General features: G+C 57.8%; 13 protein-coding genes. 8 read left to right on the top strand and 5 right to left on the bottom strand.

Features of this window, described 5'->3' with window-relative positions; all coding sequences use genetic code 11:
* The first annotated feature begins 320 nt into the window (after nt 1-320).
* The 7 genes from VN622_06110 to VN622_06080 all read left to right on the top strand — a co-directional run bounded on the left by VN622_06110 (nt 321) and on the right by VN622_06080 (nt 11,997).
* Nucleotides 321-1,142 carry a fatty acid desaturase gene (locus VN622_06110; protein ID HWR35429.1) on the top strand — a complete coding sequence of 274 codons (822 nt, stop codon included), beginning with the start codon at nt 321-323 and terminating at the stop codon, nt 1,140-1,142.
* Nucleotides 1,143-1,283: 141 nt separating this feature from the next.
* On the top strand, nt 1,284-2,180 hold the full coding sequence (locus VN622_06105) for a HAMP domain-containing sensor histidine kinase (protein HWR35428.1): 897 nt from the start codon (nt 1,284-1,286) through the stop codon (nt 2,178-2,180).
* Nucleotides 2,177-2,914: a response regulator transcription factor gene (locus VN622_06100; GenBank protein HWR35427.1), complete on the top strand. Its 738-nt coding sequence runs from the start codon at nt 2,177-2,179 to the stop codon at nt 2,912-2,914. Before VN622_06105 ends, VN622_06100 begins: the two co-directional genes overlap by 4 nt.
* A 343-nt stretch (nt 2,915-3,257) precedes the next feature.
* Nucleotides 3,258-5,303, top strand: coding sequence for an oligopeptide transporter, OPT family (locus VN622_06095; protein HWR35426.1), 2,046 nt, complete (start codon nt 3,258-3,260; stop codon nt 5,301-5,303).
* Nucleotides 5,291-6,631 carry a hypothetical protein gene (locus tag VN622_06090; protein HWR35425.1) on the top strand — a complete coding sequence of 447 codons (1,341 nt, stop codon included), beginning with the start codon at nt 5,291-5,293 and terminating at the stop codon, nt 6,629-6,631. Before VN622_06095 ends, VN622_06090 begins: the two co-directional genes overlap by 13 nt.
* A 135-nt stretch (nt 6,632-6,766) precedes the next feature.
* A complete protein-coding gene (locus tag VN622_06085) occupies nt 6,767-8,215 on the top strand; it encodes an aminoacyl-histidine dipeptidase (protein HWR35424.1) in 1,449 nt (482 codons plus the stop codon).
* A 224-nt stretch (nt 8,216-8,439) separates the two neighbouring features.
* A complete protein-coding gene (locus VN622_06080; GenBank protein ID HWR35423.1) occupies nt 8,440-11,997 on the top strand; it encodes an alpha-amylase family glycosyl hydrolase in 3,558 nt (1,185 codons plus the stop codon).
* Between the two features lie 33 nt (nt 11,998-12,030).
* Here VN622_06080 and VN622_06075 read toward each other — a convergent pair whose 3' ends face one another.
* The 4 genes from VN622_06075 to VN622_06060 all read right to left on the bottom strand — a co-directional run bounded on the left by VN622_06075 (nt 12,031) and on the right by VN622_06060 (nt 14,913).
* Complete coding sequence (locus tag VN622_06075; protein ID HWR35422.1) at nt 12,031-12,654, bottom strand: LemA family protein; 624 nt, start codon at nt 12,652-12,654, stop codon at nt 12,031-12,033.
* Between the two features lie 22 nt (nt 12,655-12,676).
* Nucleotides 12,677-13,405 carry a hypothetical protein gene (locus tag VN622_06070; GenBank protein HWR35421.1) on the bottom strand — a complete coding sequence of 243 codons (729 nt, stop codon included), beginning with the start codon at nt 13,403-13,405 and terminating at the stop codon, nt 12,677-12,679.
* 2 nt (nt 13,406-13,407) lie between these two features.
* Complete coding sequence (locus tag VN622_06065; GenBank protein ID HWR35420.1) at nt 13,408-14,226, bottom strand: TPM domain-containing protein; 819 nt, start codon at nt 14,224-14,226, stop codon at nt 13,408-13,410.
* 213 nt (nt 14,227-14,439) lie between these two features.
* Nucleotides 14,440-14,913, bottom strand: coding sequence for a nuclear transport factor 2 family protein (locus VN622_06060; GenBank protein HWR35419.1), 474 nt, complete (start codon nt 14,911-14,913; stop codon nt 14,440-14,442).
* A 264-nt stretch (nt 14,914-15,177) separates the two neighbouring features.
* On the opposite strand from VN622_06060, the gene VN622_06055 reads away from it, so the two are divergent.
* On the top strand, nt 15,178-16,041 hold the full coding sequence (locus VN622_06055; GenBank protein ID HWR35418.1) for an MOSC N-terminal beta barrel domain-containing protein: 864 nt from the start codon (nt 15,178-15,180) through the stop codon (nt 16,039-16,041).
* Nucleotides 16,042-16,140: 99 nt separating this feature from the next.
* Here VN622_06055 and VN622_06050 read toward each other — a convergent pair whose 3' ends face one another.
* Nucleotides 16,141-17,274, bottom strand: coding sequence for a beta-propeller fold lactonase family protein (locus tag VN622_06050; protein ID HWR35417.1), 1,134 nt, complete (start codon nt 17,272-17,274; stop codon nt 16,141-16,143).
* Nucleotides 17,275-17,546 lie beyond the last annotated feature (272 nt).

The raw sequence follows: 17,546 nt of genomic DNA, 5'->3' as shown, positions 1-17,546 counted from the left end.
GCAGAACGGGTGAGGATATAAATGTGAGGATGTAAAAGGGATTCTTCGACTTCGCTTCAGGAAGACAATCTTCTCGGATGTGCGAATCTCTTCTTTTGCGCAAGTCGGCGAGGCGTAAAGCGTTCAGCCAGTGCGTCTCTGCTGCGGCCGTCCAATTACACAATTATTACAAATCATGTTATGACGCGTTGCTATCTTATCCAGAAGCGCGGCATGCGGATTCGTGGGGAATCCGGGCGGCACAGACCTTCCTGGGGCGAGATACCTTGATTACAAAAGAAGCAGATCGCGACAAACTCAATTGGACAACGACGTTTTTCATGGTCGTTTTCCATGTTGGCGCCGTGGCGGCGTTGTTCATGTTCAGTTGGAAGGCGCTGTTCCTTGCAGCGTTTTTGTGGTGGGTTTCCGGCAGCCTTGGTATTGGCATGGGCTACCACCGTCTGCTGACGCATCGCGGATACAAGACGCCGAAGTGGATGGAATACATCCTAACGGTGTGTGGCACGCTGGCGCTGGAAGGTGGACCGATATTCTGGGTGGCGACGCATCGCATCCATCATCAACTCACCGACAAGCCTGGCGATCCTCATTCTCCACGCGACGGAAAGTGGTGGTCGCACATGGGTTGGATCGTGACGGGCACGGCAATGCACGACTCAACTTCGGTGCTGGCGCCTTACGTCCCGGACCTTCGTAAAGACAGGTTCCATGTGTGGCTCAGCAAGTGGCACTGGGTTCCGCTGACTCTGCTGGGAATCGCCCTGTTCGCAGCAGGCGGCGTGCAGTACGTGATGTGGGGTATCTTCCTGCGAGTGACAATCGGATTGCATGCGACGTGGCTGGTAAATTCGGCGACGCATATCTGGGGCTCGCAACGGTTCAACACCGGCGATGATTCGCGCAACAGCATGTGGGTGGCGCTGTTGACGTTTGGCGAAGGCTGGCACAACAACCACCATGCGCATCCCAGCTCGGCGCGGCATGGTCTGCGTTGGTGGGAGATCGACATGAACTGGTACGGCATCCAGGCGCTGCGCGTGCTAGGCCTGGCGAAGAACGTCAAATTGCCAAAGCTGGATGGACGTGTGCAGGAGATGTCAGCGCCGTCGGTTCCGGCTGGGATGGCGATGGGAGACTGAGGGAAATTGTAATCGGGTAATCGAGGAATTTTGGATTTGAGGGTGTGGCCTTTGGCTGCGCCCTTTTCGCTGTTAAAAGCAGCTGGAGCCGCTCCAAACCCTTGCTACATCTCGGATCCTTTTTGCTTTACACTCGTGCCGATGCAGATCACCAGTCGGCGCAAGGCGATTATTTTCGTTACTGTGCTGGGCGCAAGCCTCATCGGCCTGGCTCTGGCGCTGAATATCGGCTGGATTATTCACTGGCGCGAAGTAGTGCCGCTGGTGCTGGGCATTATTGTTTTCGCGATCATCATCGCAGGCATGACGCTGAATACCATATTCCTTGTCCGCGAAATTCGGCGGAATGAGCAGCACGACAGCTTCATCAATTCCATTACGCATGAGTTGAAGACCCCGATCGCTTCGATACGGCTTTACCTAGATACTCTGCAAAAGCGCAACCTGGGCGAGGAGCAGCGGCGAGAATTCTACAAAGTGATGCAACAGGATACGGAGCGCCTGCTGGGCACCGTGGACCAGGTGCTTCGCGCTGGACAGGTGACACACAAGCGCGGTCGGCACATGTGGGCCGACGTGGATCTGGCCGAGGCGGCGAAGGAATGTGCCGCGCTGGCGCGTTCACGCCATCATCTCCCGCCGGACGCGCTGGTGGAGCGCATCCACGCCGTCGGGCGCGAGGAGAGCGTGGTTCTGGGCGATGGCGATGAACTGCGCACGGCCATCTCAAACCTGCTCGAGAATTCGGTGAAGTACTCGGGTAACAGGGTGGAGATCAGGCTGGATGTGGTTGCATCGGGTGGTAACGTGCTGTTGAAGGTGAAGGATAAAGGTGTGGGTATCGCCCGTGGAGAGCTGAAGCAGATCTTCAAAAGGTTTTATCGCGTGGCCAGCAGGGGACAAGTGAAAGGCACAGGATTGGGTTTGTTCATTGTGCGCTCAATCGCGCGCCGCCACGGCGGTGATGCGTGGGCTGAGAGCGATGGCGAGGGCAAGGGCGCGACCATTGTGATGAGGATTCCGAGGCGACGGGCATGACAAGAATCCTGGTAGTAGAAGATGAGTCGCACCTCGCGCAGGGTCTTCGCTTCAATTTGGAGGCCGAGGGCTACGAAGTTCGCGTGCTGGAAACGGGCGAGGCCGCACTGAAACTACTGCTGCAGGATGCCGACGCGGTGGACGTGGTGGTGCTCGACATCATGCTGCCCGGCATCAACGGATTTACAGTTGCGAGCGAACTGCGCAAGGCAAAGCAGTTCGTTCCGGTGCTTATGCTGACGGCCCGAGGGCGTCCGGAAGATGTGCTGAAAGGGTTCGAGTCAGGCGCGGACGATTACCTACCGAAGCCCTTCGATTTGGCCATCCTGCTGGCGCGAGTGAACAGCCTTCTGCGGCGACGCGAATGGACCGCGCCCGGACCGAGGCAAGAGCCAGACGATGCGGCAACGCCGGTGCGCCATGCGGATGTCTTCAAGTTCGCTGAGAAAGTGGTCGATTTCGACAGGTTGCAACTGAGCGCCGCAGGACAGGTCTTCCAGTTGACGCTGATGGAAGCCGAGTTGTTGCGATTCCTCATTCGCAACAGCGGAGTGCCGGTCTCGCGCAAGCAGATTCTTGAACAGGTTTGGGATCTGCACGAGGATACGGACACGCGAGCGATAGATAATTTCATCGTGCGGTTGCGCCGGTATATAGAGGATGAGCCGGGGCAGCCGAAGCATCTGCTGACCGTACGCGGGGTGGGGTACAAGTTTCTGCCGGAAGGGCAGTAAAGGCTGGCACGACGGTCGAATGAGGATTGGTACGGTTCACCTTAACATCGCGCGGATGCCGCAAGCTGAAAATTAAGGTTTTCGCACGAGCGAGGGCTAAGGCCTTCGCTCTTTTTTTTTGTTCGCGCCGAATGGTTAGAGGAGTGGGGACGTATTGAGTCGCTTCACGCGCTAAAGCCTATGAGTTCATCGCTGTGGCGGTACGGAATTTCCAGGACGCGGCACTAGTCTGTTTGCATGTGTGCATGGCAGAAGGCAGCCGTGTGCGCTGTGTCACGGCCCATATTTGCAGGGCGTCGGTATAATTCCGTCGCGTGTTCCAGCTCAGGAGAACTCTCCTCCCATGACCGAAACCGAAACTTCAACCAAACCCGAGATCGAAACCGAAATCGAATCCAAATCCCTTCCGGCGAACGCTTACGAGCCGCTCGAACCTGGTGAGTCGTACAAACCGATTGTGCCGGCGACTAAGAATGTGCCCGAGCTTACGCCACGATCAATTGGCTGGGGCATCCTGCTCTGCGTTGTTTTCACGATTGCCTCGGCGTACTCAGGCCTGAAGGTCGGACAGGTGATGGAGTCCGCAATTCCGATCTCCATCCTTGCTATCGGCCTGGCGCGCGTATATAAGCGCCGGTCGAGCTTGCTTGAGAACGTGATCATGACGGGCATCGGCGGAGTCGCCGGGTCGGTCGTTGCAGGTGCCGTGTTCACGGTTCCCGCGCTCTACATCCTGAATCTGAATCCGCATCCGGTACAGACGATCTTCATCTGCCTGGCGGGCGGATGTCTCGGCATCCTCTTCCTTATTCCTTTACGACGCTATTTTGTTCGCGATATGCACGCGCAACTTCCGTTCCCGGAGGCGACGGCGATTACGGAAGTTCTTGTCACGGGAGAGAAGGGTGGATCGCAGGCGAAGCTGTTGCTGCAAGCGACGGCGATCTCCGCAGTTTACGACTTCTTCGTAACGACCTTTCATGTATGGAAGGAGTTTGTAGATTTCCAGTTCGTGCCCGCGGTACGGGCGCTCTCCGACAAGGCTCGGATTACGTTCAGCTTCGACGCCATCAGCTTCATCCTGGGACTCGGTTACGTAATGGGCCTGCGCAGTTCTATGATTCTTTGCGCGGGCGGCGTGCTTTCGAACTTCGTGCTGGTGCCGGTGATCTTCATGATTGGCCAGCATTTCGCGGGTGCGGTTTATCCCGGCACCATCCCAATCGCGGACATGTCGGCGGTGCAGATCTATCGGAGTTATGTGCGGTTCATCGGCGTCGGCGCCATCGCGACGGCTGGGATCTTCGGGATAATCAAATCGCTGAAGATCGTAGCAGGGTCGTTCAGTATTGCCCTGCGGGTGTTCCGTCATGGTGAGACCGCCTCAACCGAGCGGACCGATCGCGATATGCCGATGATCTCGATTTTCCTCGGCATCGTGCTTGGCGCCATCGGCGTGGCTGCGCTGCTTGGACATCTTCCTGTTTCCTGGACGGTCGTTACAATCGGTCTTGCACTGACCCTGGTGTTCTCGTTCTTCTTCGCATCCGTCGCGGCAAACGCAATCGCGACGACGGCTCGCAACCCGGTCTCCGGGATGACGATGCTTACCATCATTATTTCTTCTGTCGTGCTGCTGCGGTTTGGGCTTTCCGGCACGACGGGCATGTTCTTTGTGATGGCGATTGCCGGCATGGTCTGCACGGCGTTGTCTGTTTCAGGACAGGCGATCACGGACCTGAAGGCGGGCTACTGGCTTGGCTCCACGCCTTCCGCACAGGAGAAGGTGAAGTTCCTTGGTGTGATTGCGGCCGCCATCGCTGCCGGACTGACGATCGTGATGCTGGCGCGTGCCTTCCAGTTTGGCGAGGCTCTGCCCGGAGATTTGCGTCCGGTACTGGCATCGCCGCAGGCTTCCATCATGAAGGCGCTGGTTGAGGGCTTCATGAGTCACCAACCCGTCGCGTACGTGCTGTTCGGCGCAGGAGCGATGATCGCGTTGCTGATGGAGATGCTCGGGCAGCCTTCGCTGATCTTCGCACTCGGCATGTATCTGCCGCTGGAGCTGAATTCGCCGGCGCTGGTCGGCGGTTTCCTTGCGCATTTCCTGAACAAGAAGTCTGAGCAGACTGGCGGCGAGCGTGGCAGGACGATTCGCGAACGCGGCGTCATTATCGCATCAGGCCTGATGGCCGGGGGTGCTCTCGGAGGCGTATTCGGAGCAGCGCTACGACTGTTGCCGCAGTATCGAGAAGACATGATTCGAACACCTTTCTACCTCTACGATCCGATTTCGCAGTCGGTCTCCGCGCTGTTGTTCGTTGGCCTCTGCCTGTATGTCTGGTTTGGTTCGATGAAGAGGAATAAGGAGGCGACGTGGACCAAGTAGGGCGGTTTGTCGCAGATGCGGTTCTCGGCATTGACACGATCTGGGGTGGCGACGTCATGTGTCCCTCGGGTACGGGAAGATTTATCGCGGATTCGTGGTTCTCCGATGAGCCGTTGCCCGCGGCATACACAACTCCGGCGGCGGCGCGCGTGCGTGAGACAGGCGGCGTGGGCGGCAAGACCGTCGATCGCGAGGCGATGGAGGCGTATCTGCGCGCGGTGAACCTGCCGGAAGCAATCGCGGGAGTTCGCGCCGAAGCTGGGAAGATCGGCGGCGTGCGCGGCCACTATCTAGCGGGATTGTCGCTCTGCCTGGAAACAATGTGGGACCTGGCAATGGAGATCCTGGGCAAAGGCGATGCGGTGCCATACGTTCGCTGCGTGGAAGCATCAACTGGCCGTGCGCCGGAGCCTTCCAAGCCGGAAGCAAAGCGCGAGAGACTCGCGGAGTTGCTCGGTCGCGCCGGGTATTCTTCCACAAATGGCGGCGAGCTTCTGGCGGCGGTAGATGCATGGCGCAAAGAACGCATCGTGCCGATGGCTTCGGTTCGCGCGCTTGGCGCGGCGGTCATCGCACACTTCGACAATCTCAGCGCGGCGAACCTGATGCCGTACCTGCCAAAAGAACTGTGGCCGGTATCGCGGGCAAACATCGAGTTTCTGCCGATCAAAGAAGCATGGTTCTCCGGATCGATGAACTACGTTGGGCGCGCGCGAAACGCGGATGGCACTCCGAAGTACGAAGCGACGTATGAAATCAACGCTTCGCTGCAGATGTCCGTTCCGGAGTTCGAACAACTGGTTAGCCATGAAGTCGTACCAGGGCATGTGACGACGTTTGCCTACATGCAAAACCTGTACGTTCGCGGGCTGGCCGGCTTCGAGGCAACGGTGCTGACGATGAATACCCGCGCTGCGACGCTGTTCGAGGGAATCGCCAACAACGCCATCCTGATCGCGCATGGAGTGACGGAAGTGGAGCAGTTGCCGGACGAAGATTTGCAAATCGGCGTGCTGCTCGCTTTGTTGCAGGACGATGCCAAGAACCAATCGTCATACCTGACGTGGGGCGAAGGCAGGCAGCGCGAAGAGGTGGCGACGACCTTACGCCGCGACTTCCTGGTAAGCGAAGAACGAGCGGAAAAACTCTCGGGCGCGTGGGGCAGGCATCCGCTCCTGGGACGCATGTACCTTCCGGCCTATCGGTCTGGCACCGAGAGGGTCGCCGAACTGCGGCGCACGTATCCGGCAGACCGCGTTCTTCCGGCGATTTATGGTTGCGGTGGGATCGTGGATATCGAGACCGTGAACGACGTGCTCAAGGGCTGAACGGATGCGGAAATCAACGAGTTGGCACAGGCGCCAGGCAATGAGAATCTGTCACCTGCGCGCCTTGAGCGTGCCGGTTTCTGCGTTTTGCTGCTCGTGTAGGATGGTTGAAGCTTTATTGCAATGGAGCGTGCTATGACATCTGCACTCATGAATCTTGAACCGAAAGCATTATGGAAGCACTTCGCCGCGCTGTCGGCGATACCTCGCGCGTCAACGAAAGAGGCTGCGGCCCGCGAGTACGTTCTCGCTCAGGCAGCGAGTCTTGGCCTCGACGCTATTCAGGATAAGGTCGGCAATATCGTTGTCCGCAAGCCTGCCACGCCCGGACGCGAGGCAGCACCGATGTCCGTGTTGCAGGGACATCTGGATATGGTCTGCGAAAAGAACGAAGGCACCGCCCATAATTTTGATAAGGATCCAATCAAAATTGTGCGCGATGGCGACTGGTTGAGGGCGGACGGAACGACGCTGGGCGCGGACAACGGAATCGGGGTGGCGGCAACACTGGCGATCATGGAGAGCAAGGACATCGCGCATGGTCCGCTGGAACTCGTATTCACCATCGATGAAGAAACTGGCCTAACCGGTGCCGCGGAATTTCCCGCCGGGCTGCTGAAGTCCAAGTATTTCCTGAACCTCGACGGCGAGGAGCAGGGAACGCTCTGCATTGGCTGCTCTGGCGGTCTCAACACGACGGCTCGCCGCAAGGTAACTCGCCGGCCCGCAAGCGCAGGCGCAGCGTGGCGCATCAAGGTATCCGGCTTGAAGGGTGGTCACTCGGGCGTCGATATTCATCAAGGGCGTGGCAACGCTCTGCGGATTATTGGCGGCTTACTCCAGCGCCTGCTCAATGGTCTGCCGCTGGAGATTGCGGACATCAAGGGCGGAAGCGCCCGGAACGTAATCCCTCGCGAGGCGTCCGCCGTGGTGGTGTTGGACGGTGCGCGTGAAGGAGAGCTGAAGTCGCTCGTCGCCAGCTATGAGAATGAAACGAAAACCGACCTGGGCGGATTCGATCCCGAGGTGAAAATCACGATTGAGAAAACGGAGCGCCCGGAACAGGTGCTCGATCCCGTGGATGCGAAGCAGGTTGTCGATGTTATGGCGAGTCTGCATCATGGCGTCCTGGCCATGAGCCCGGATATCGAAGGACTTGTGCAAACCTCAACGAATCTCGCGACCGTGTCGTTCAAGGACGGCAGCGTCGAGATAGGCACTAGCCAGCGCAGCGCGATCGAAAGCAGCAAGCAGGCCGCCGGCAGCATGGTTGAGACGGTGTGTCGCCTCGGTGGTTTCGAGGTGGAACACTCGGGTGGCTATTCCGGCTGGAAGCCCGAGCCCACCAGCGAAATCGTACGCAAGCTTCAGGCTGTGTACGAAGAGATCTTCGGCGAACCGGCAAAGCTTGTGGCTATGCACGCGGGTCTGGAGTGCGGCGTCATCGGCGAAAAGCACGCGGGTATGCAGATGGTGTCATTTGGCCCGGAGATTAAAGATCCGCATAGCCCGAACGAACGCGTGCAAATCTCGTCGGTCGAACCTTTCTGGAAGTATCTAACCGCAGTGCTGGAACGGCTGTAAGTCCCGGTATTGTTGAACAGCGACAAGGTTAAATGGGTGTCCGGTGTCCAATGCCAGACACCCATTTTCAATTGTGGCTTTTCGCGAACCGAGGTGCAGCAAGCACCCGTTGGGTTCGTTTCGGCAGAGGTTTCCCCTGTAATTGTCTTTGGTCTTTGAGGCCTCTTGGAATTCAAGCACCACATCTGATCAGGACGCTTTAGTACACTTGCCAAGTGGAACGCATGAGCACATCGCCCAATTTCGAATTTCATATCTCCCGTGCAGCGCGCGATCGCTATCGCTTCGAGGAAGCTCTGTTTACGCTGGCGGGGAATGTAGTATTCGCCAATTTGGGGGCCACGCGGGAGTTCGCGTACCGCATGAACCAGGAGCGGGATGCGGCGCGGCATCCGGAACGCACGATACATGCCGGGGCGCTCAACGCGATGGGGTTGATTGATGAGGTGCTCCATGCGATGGTGGCGCGTTACCGCGAACAGCGTGACCCACGCGCGATGCTGGACGCGCTGGACTGGTTCGGATCGAAGCTTGACCGGAACGTGCTGGATCGCACGTTGCTGGCTTTTACCGATCAATTTCCGCCAGTCGCTGTTTATGCTGAAAAAATCAGCGCTTCAGAGTGGTTGTCAGGAACATCGAGCGGCGTGCCACATCGTGCGGTGGCGCTTGAAGAATTGCTCATGCTGTGGCTCGCAAATGCTAATCCCGCATTCGAGCCGTTCGCAGAACTCTTCGACGACGCTCCGCTGGCGTCGGTAACGGCGTATCCGAAGATCACTTCCGCGCTCCGCGACTACTTCGAAACGCGCCCGCGTTTCGGCCCCGAAGAGCAGAACTTTATTGACGTGCTGCGCGCTCCTGCATTGGCCTCCCCACAATCGTTGAGCGGGCAGTTGGAGTTCATTCGAAAGCGATGGGCCGGATATCTGGGCGAGTCTCTGCAACGCCTGCTCATGGCAGCTGACGTGCTCAAAGAAGAGGAGACCGCCACCTGGATGTTGTTCCATCCGCCGGGAGCACATTTCGGAGCGCCCCAAACGCTGGGTGATTCAAGTGCCGCGGCCGTCCCGGAGTACTCATCTGCGGCCCACGAGTACGAGGCGTTCACGCCGGACGTTGATTGGATGCCGCGCACGGTGATGATCGCAAAAAGCGTTTACGTGTGGCTCGACCAATTATCGAAGGCTTACGGCCGGCCCATTCAAACGCTGGACCAGGTGCCCGACGAAGAACTACAGACGCTCGCGCGGCGCGGTTTCAACGCAGTGTGGTTCATTGGAGTCTGGGAGCGCAGCAGGGCATCGCAGAAGATCAAACAATTGACGGGCAATCCAGACGCGGTGGCGTCAGCGTATTCGCTGTTCGACTACACGATTGCCGAGGACCTTGGTGGCGAGCAAGCGTATGTCAACCTGCGCGACCGCGCGTGGAGGCGCGGAATCCGGCTTGCCAGTGACATGGTGCCCAATCACATGGGCATCGATTCTCGCTGGATGATCGAGCACCCGGACTGGTTTCTGTCGCTGCCGTACAGTCCGTTTCCCTCGTACCGTTTTGAAGGGCCTGATCTCTCGAACGACGAGCGCGTCGAGATCAAGATCGAGGACCACTATTACGAGCGCACGGACGCGGCTGTGGTTTTTCGACGCCAGGATCGCTGGACGGGCGACACGCGCTACTTCTATCACGGTAACGACGGCACCAGCTATCCCTGGAACGATACGGCGCAATTGAATTATCTGAAAGCCGAAGTGCGCGAGGGCCTTATACAGACCATTCTTCACGTGGCGCGATTGTTCCCGATCATCCGCTTCGACGCCGCGATGACCCTGACCAAGCAGCACTTCCAGCGCCTCTGGTTTCCTGCGCCGGGAACAGGTGGCGCAATCCCGTCGCGTGCGGAGCACGGGATGACGAAGGCGGAGTTCGACAAGGCTATGCCGGCCGAGTTCTGGCGCGAAGTTGTGGATCGCGTTACGGCAGAACTCCCCGGCACGTTGCTGCTGGCCGAGGCCTTCTGGTTGCTCGAAGGATATTTCGTGCGCACGCTCGGCATGCATCGCGTGTACAACAGCGCGTTCATGAACATGCTGCGCGATGAAGAGAATGCGAATTACCGCAGTGTCATCAAGAACACGCTTGAGTTCGATCCCGAGGTGCTGAAGCGCCACGTCAATTTCATGAACAACCCGGACGAGCGAACCGCCGTGGATCAGTTCGGTAAAGGCGACAAGTACTTCGGAATATGCACGTTGCTGGCGACACTGCCGGGACTTCCCATGTTCGGGCACGGGCAGATAGAGGGATACAAAGAGCGCTACGGAATGGAGTATCGCCGCGCCTATCACGATGAAAGTCCGGACTCGTGGCTGGTTTCACGACACGAGCGCGAGATATCTCCGCTGCTGCATCGGCGTGCACTGTTCGCGGAAGTCCAAAATTTCCTGCTGTACGATTTCTACACCGAGGACGGCCAGGCCAACGAAGACGTGTTTGTTTACTCGAACCGGATGGGTAATGAACGTGGCCTCGTGGTGTATCACAACAAGTACGCTGAGACACGCGGCTGGGTTCGCGTCTCCTGCGCCCAAGCCGAGAAGTTGCCGGACGGTGGAAAGCGCCTGCGACAGCGCACGATCGGCGAAGCTCTTGGATTGTCCTGCGATGATTCCATGTTTGTGACCTATCGTGATTCCACTACTGGACTTGAATACCTGAGCCGTGCGAAGGACGTTTGCGAGCGGGGATTGCGGATCGAACTCGGTGCGTACAGGTACCAGGTTTTCGTGGACTGGCGCGATATTCACGAGGTTGCCGGGAACATTTGGGGACAGCTCTGCGACTCGCTTGCTGGCCGGGGCGTTTCAAGCCTCGACGATGCGAAGCGCATGCTCGAACTTAAACCGGTACACGACGCACTACGCACGTTGCTGGATCGGAGTGTGGCGGCATCCGTGGCTGAGCAGGCGATTGCAGGCGAACCGGTTCTGGCAGAGGCTTTGCCCGGAGGCGTTGTCGCGGACGCATGCGGACGCGCGCACGTGTTCCTCGAAGAGGTGAGCCGGTGCGTGTCCGGCGACGTCGGCAAAGCCATCGGACTGAAACCATCGCTAAGTGACATTGAGAGCGCAGGTGAACTGTTTGAGCGACGCGTAGCGGCGGCCCTCAAGCTGCCATCGCTTGAGCATCTCTTTTCGACAGCTTGGCTTGAAGAGGCGAGGGAAGTGTTGCCGGAAGTAAAGGACACACCTGCGCAAGCTACGTGCAAGTGGGCGACGATACTTGCCTGGTGTGCAATGGACGCGTTGGGAACGCTCCACGACCCAGCCGATCCAGAACATGCAGCGGCGGCACTGTTTGATGCATTGCGCTTGCGGGAACCAATGGCGGCGAGTTTCATGACCGCTGGGTTCACAGCCGAGGAAAGCTGGCGTGCGGCTGCACGAGTGCGAGCGGCCTTCGCGCATGCCTTCTGGGTATTTCAGTCTGACTCAACGGGTCCGCGCGGAGCGACTCCGTTCAGTTGGCTGGGCGATCCCGATGTTGCGTGGTTCATTGGTGTCCACGAACACGAGGGCGTGAAGTACTTCGTCAAAGAGCAGTTTGAAACTTTGCTCTGGTGGATGTCCCTTCGTCAGATGCTTGCCATCGTGGAGGAGGAAGCGCCTGATCCGCGTGCGGTGCGAGCATTGGAAGAAGCCTTGAGGGCACGTGCGCTTGCCGCGTCGACAGAGGGCTACCGCATCGAGGAACTATTCGAGTCGGGTCAGTACGACTAGAGCCGGTTCACGCACCGTTTCTAACTTGGAAATCTATTTTGCTGGCTGCGGCTGCTGCTGCGGAGCCTGTCGTTGCTGTTGAGTCGAACCGGGGAACTGCACTCGGGGCGTCTCCCGTGATCCCGGAGCAGCCTCAAAGTAAGCGTTGTTGCGCGAGAATCCCGACATCCCCGCAATGATGTTGTTTGGAAATAAGCCGAGATAGGTGTTGTAGTCCTGCAAAGTCTCGTTGTACCGGCGCCGCTCGACGGCGATGCGGTTTTCGGTTCCCGCCAGTTCATCCTGCAAGCGCAGAAAGTTTTCGTTCGATCGCAGCTGCGGATAGTTTTCCACTACGGCAAGCAGGCGGCCCAGTGCGCCATCGAGCCTGTTATTGGCCGATATGCGCTCCTCTGGACTGCGCGCCGACAACAATGACGAGCGTGCCGCGGCGATGTCGCCGAATACCTGTTGCTCCTGTGACGCGAAACCCTTAACGGTTTCGACCAGGTTGGGAATCAGATCAGCCCTGCGTTGCAGCACCACGTCAACCTGCGACCACGCCGTTTTTACGTTTTCGTTCTTTCGAACCATTTCGTTTCGACGGCCAATGAATGTACTGCCAAACATCAAAGCCGCCACGAGGATGACGATCAGCAGCACAGCAGCGATTTTCATGTCCACTCCTTGGTTTCAACATCTAGGCCGATAGCTGGCGATCTACTTTATCGACAATTGCGGATAGCGCATCGAGGTAGCTTCCGAAGACTTTTTCCGGATCAAGGTTGCGCTCCGTTATCTTTCCGTCGCGAACGTCGAGGACGGTTCGCAGAGGCGACATGTCGGACGCAAGCACCGTCTGAATTGCGTCGGCGACTTCGTGACGGTTCTGTGGCGGAGTATGCCCGAGCGCAATCAATGCGTGCCGGAGCAGGGTGTTGAACGTCGAAGACGATGCAATCAATAGCTGTACAAGCGCACGTCGATCGTGTGCGCCGGAAAGGAACCGTTGCCGCAATCGAATTAGCGCCATCCGAAGCTCCCGCTCGACTTGGATGCGATGTAATGTGAGTGGGACTTCGATGCCGGCGACAACGTCCTGACCGTACAGGATTCTGTGATGCTCCTTGATATCGAGCAGTTCAATGGCGAAGACGTCTGCCGAGCGCGTGAGTTCATCGAGCGATAAGACCAAGGCAGCACGTCCGTGCCGCTCCCACCACTGCATTGCGGATGCGATGTTGCGCAGATCCTCGCCATCGAGTCGTGCTAGCACACAGAGAATGTTAACGTCCGAATACTTCTCAGAGTATTCGTTTGTCGCAGCCGATCCGTAAACAATCATGGAAAGCAGGTTCTCGCCGGCTTTCGTCTTCATCATCGATACGAATTCGTCGATAGTGCGCTGTACCTTTTCGCCTTGCGCCATGTTTACCAACCGCCTCCTGCTCCGCCACCGCCGGAGCGTCCCCCACCGAATCCGCCGAACCCTCCGCCTCCAAAACTTCCTCCGCCAAAGCCGCCGCCCCAATCGCGAGAGCCGCCACCTCCAAAGCCTCCCAACAGGAAAGGAAGCAAACAACCGCTGCATCCCCCGGAACCGTCACCGTAGCGCCCGCGTCGGCGAACCATTGAGAGCGCAGGCAAGAGAAAGAAAATGAAAAACAGCAGGAGAGGCAACAATGAGCGGACGTTGATAGCCGAGCCAGGTGCGGGCGTCGTTCGGGGTTGAGCCGGGACGCCTGTGAGCTCCACTCCTGCATCTGTGGCAATGGTCTGGGCGATCCGGGTTGTAAGCATTACGAGGGCATCGCCGTAGCGGCTCTCCCGCAGTTGCGGCACAATCTCACGGCCGAAGCCACCCACTTTGCCGTCGGGAAGGATGGGTTCAAGGCCATACCCGACCTCGATCCAATATCGGCGATCCTCGGTTGCCAGTAGAACGAGAACTCCGCGGTCCCGCTTCCGCTCGCCAATGCCCCACTGTTTAAAAAGCCGGTTTGCGAAGTCCGATGCTTCCGCGCCTTCGAGAGTGCGGATTGTTACGACCGCTACTTGCGCCTGCGTTTTCCGATCGAGTTCGGCGCAGAGTGCATTGATTCGCTCACGATCCGCAGCATTCAAAACCCCAGCGAAATCGTTTAGGTAGTTCGTCGGACGCAGTTGCTCAACGCGCTCGGCAGACGCAAGCTGCCCAGACAGCAGAGCGATCACGCACAGAACAAGCGTGATTCTGGCTTGTTTCGTCATTATGGCTTTCTGGCACAGGGCGCGCCTGCGTGGATTCAATGACATCTCGCAATCGCGCACTCAGTCTGACTGCTACGCGCGACACAACTCCTAACTGGTTGGGGCCTTCGCAACAGGTTAATCGTACAGCGTTAAACTCTAGATGTGACTCTGGTTACGCCGGTTGGCTTACCGGGAGATGCTTGGCGCAAAGCATCCGTTAACCCTGAGCAGTTATTTCTCCGGTGAAGCCGTGCTGGCAGTCTGCATCAGAGACCAATGAGTATGGATGATGCGCCACTGGCTATCTTTAAGCCGATAGACTTCGGTCGTGTTCCAGCGCATTACTCCCTCGCTCCCGTGAGAAACGAAGTTGAACGTGAGAATTGCAGTATCTCCGCAGACTTGCACTTTGGGATCTATTAATTCATACCGGTCGAGTTTTATCTTGCCGCGCACTTCGTCGTATACCTTGCGCAGTTCTCCAATCCCGTTGAGACGGCGACTCTGAAACGGATTAAAATACGTTACGTCCGGAGCCGAAATTTCCAGGAAACCATCCGGATCACCGTTGCCCCAGCGATCAAGGGCGGCGCGCTCCATGCGAATGATCGTTGCCTCGGTGGCTTCCGATTCGTCAGCATGCAAAGCCGCCGGTATCAAGCCGACAACGAACAGCAAAGCGATTGCGGTCACAGCGTGATGCATAGGATTGCTCCAGTCCAGGTATGTTCCTGTTAGGCGAATACGTGCGCATCCCTTCTTTTGTGCAAAGCTGCCGGGACGCGCAGAAAACTTTTCGGGTGTACAGCCTACTCCGGACTAGCGGCTCTGGCGAATGAAAGCCAGGTGCTGGATTAGTTTCTTCGGTAGCGCCGAATAGCGAGACCATCGAGGCAGTCGCCTTGGCCGGTTTTCATTGAGGAGATTTCGCATCACAATAACCGGCGACTAGCGGGATGGAGTGCAACCATGGCATCGGTGCAAACAAATTCAGGTTCGATTGTTTCTCTCTGGCGGTACCCAGTGAAGTCCATGATGGGAGAGGAACTGAATGCTTCCGAGATCACCGAAGCAGGGCTGCTCGGAGACCGTGCTTACGCTCTCATCGACCGAGCTGACGGGAAGGTTGCAAGCGCCAAAAACCCGCGGAAATGGCCGCGCCTTTTCGACTTTCGCGCTACGCTGGCAGAAGCTCCACGGAGGGGGGAAAAGCCGCCGCCGGTCCGAATCACTCTGCCGGATGGCGCTACCGTCAATAGTCAGGACACAGGTGCCCACCAGAAGCTATCGATGGTGCTCCAGCGGGACGTAACGCTTCATGCGATCGTACACGGCAAGCGCGAGAAGATTGACTCCGCGGCACCCGATCTGCCGGCGGCCACGGCTGAGGAGTACTGGCCCGACATCGAAGGCCTTGATTACCGGAACACAGTCACCGAGTTCGGATTGCCTGAGGGTACGTTCTTCGACTCGGCAGTAGTGCATGTGCTGACTACGGCGACGCTCGACAGGTTGCGTACGCTGTATCCACAAGGGCGTTTTGAATCTCGACGGTTCCGGCCCAATCTCGTGGTACAAGCGGCATCTAGCGAAATTGATTTTGTCGAGAATGCCTGGATCGGGCACGTGCTCGCCATCGGCGATGCCGTACGCGTGAAGATCACTGGTCCTTGTCCCCGCTGCGTTATGACCACGCTGCCACAAGGCGATCTCCCCAGCGATGCGGGTATTCTGCGCACAGCGGCGCAGCACAACCACTCTAACGTTGGGGTCTATGCCTCCGTGTTGCATGGGGGAACGATTCGGCGTGGTGATTCCGTTCGACTCGAGTAGCTCGTATCAACGGTCAATCACGGCGCAATGCCAATGATTGGCCCACGTAGCTGGGTAGAAACAGAAATCTGCGTGAGTTTACCCGTCGCAGGGTCGAGACTAAAGCTCTTCGTGTCGTTGTCGCTGGCGACGAACAGAAAATCTCCAGTCGGATCGATCCATTGCGATTCCTGCCTCTATGAAACCAGTAGCCTGCGGATTATTCGCGAGCGGGGCGAGAGCACCCGAGCTTGCAATGCTGAAACCTTCGATTTCATCCGCTCCGTCAGCCTGTGATGCCCGAATGTAGAGGAACTTGCCATCCGGTGTGATGACCGGTCCGCCCGGGTTGAGTCCGGCGGGGAACGGTGAACCGGGCACCGGGGTCAATGATCCATCTCTGGCGAGTGAGAACACGCTGATGTCGCCATTCGTTGGAGGGGACACGATTGGTCCCGTGTCGTGGAAGTTAGTTACAAACACGAAATTTCCAAGTGGCGAGACAGCGACTGCGGATGGCGTGTTAGCGCTATCCGTTGAAAATGGAGACCCAGCAACAGGCGTAGCCGTGCCATTTGTATCCACGGCGTCAACGACGACCTGCTTGTTCTCCACATTGCTAGTGTCGATATTGAATAGGAATTTTCCATCGTGACTGATTGCGGGCTGGAACCCAGTGCCTGCTGTTCCTGAAGTGCCAACTTCCGTAAGCTGACCTGTGTTTGCATCCACAGACCACGTATCCCAGATCCTGTCGAGCCGCATGAAGAGGAACCGCCCGCCAGGGTCAACAAGCAGCACTCCCGCACCCATGGGCAGGTCGATCGGCGAGCCAGGCAGTTGCGTCAAACCTCCAGTGCTCTCGATTCGGAACTCTCCAATTTGATTCTTACCGAATGGTTCTCCGAATGAAGAGCTCGATATCCCACTGCCATACAGGAATTTCCCACTCGGCAGTGCAACTAGGGAGATGACGAACACGACATCGCCGAGCAGAATTGGTTTACTTCCAGACGTGAGCCTTCCGCCTGCCTGTATAGCTCCAATATCGATCTGATTGCTGGGCTCCCGCGTATAGATAAATCTCGCAGGCAACACTGGCGCGGGGGTTGGAGTGGGTACGGGAGTCGGATTGGGAACTGGAGCCGGACTTGGAATGGGTGCAGGAGTTGGAGTGTTTCCCGTCGGCTGATTGGTCGAGTTGGAATTATCGCCACAGGCAGTGAGAAAGACGAGCAGAAGCAGGGTGAACACAATCCTCAGTAATGGCGATTTACGGACAGGTGAAGGGGACAAAAGAGGTGGGCGATGGCGATGCACGGTAGCCTCAATTGCTCGATTGCTGTGGTCTGCCCTGCCAAGAGGAGGAGCACTCGCGTGCTTACGGCCTCGCGCACGGGCCAGCGTTTACTATCTGCGACCGGCTAACTGGGGGCTGGTTCTCAGGTGTAACCAGGAAGGATGGGACGACTCTAATGCCCTACTTGGTAGCACAACTGGGAAGCGGCTCAGAAATCGATGCCTGC

This window comes from Clostridia bacterium (genome assembly GCA_035561135.1).
In the GTDB taxonomy this organism is placed as follows: Bacteria; Acidobacteriota; Terriglobia; order Terriglobales; family Acidobacteriaceae; genus DATMYA01.
Note: the sequence above shows the minus strand (reverse complement) of the source record. Positions and strands in the feature narration are given on the sequence as shown.

Coding starts and splice junctions, on each gene's coding strand:
- VN622_06110 (HWR35429.1), top strand. CDS start 321: ATGGTCGTTTTCCATGTTGGCGCCGTGGCGGCGTTGTTCATGTTCAGT.
- VN622_06105 (HWR35428.1), top strand. CDS start 1,284: ATGCAGATCACCAGTCGGCGCAAGGCGATTATTTTCGTTACTGTGCTG.
- VN622_06100 (HWR35427.1), top strand. CDS start 2,177: ATGACAAGAATCCTGGTAGTAGAAGATGAGTCGCACCTCGCGCAGGGT.
- VN622_06095 (HWR35426.1), top strand. CDS start 3,258: ATGACCGAAACCGAAACTTCAACCAAACCCGAGATCGAAACCGAAATC.
- VN622_06085 (HWR35424.1), top strand. CDS start 6,767: ATGACATCTGCACTCATGAATCTTGAACCGAAAGCATTATGGAAGCAC.
- VN622_06080 (HWR35423.1), top strand. CDS start 8,440: ATGAGCACATCGCCCAATTTCGAATTTCATATCTCCCGTGCAGCGCGC.
- VN622_06075 (HWR35422.1), bottom strand. CDS start 12,654: ATGAAAATCGCTGCTGTGCTGCTGATCGTCATCCTCGTGGCGGCTTTG.
- VN622_06070 (HWR35421.1), bottom strand. CDS start 13,405: ATGGCGCAAGGCGAAAAGGTACAGCGCACTATCGACGAATTCGTATCG.
- VN622_06065 (HWR35420.1), bottom strand. CDS start 14,226: ATGACGAAACAAGCCAGAATCACGCTTGTTCTGTGCGTGATCGCTCTG.
- VN622_06060 (HWR35419.1), bottom strand. CDS start 14,913: ATGCATCACGCTGTGACCGCAATCGCTTTGCTGTTCGTTGTCGGCTTG.
- VN622_06055 (HWR35418.1), top strand. CDS start 15,178: ATGGCATCGGTGCAAACAAATTCAGGTTCGATTGTTTCTCTCTGGCGG.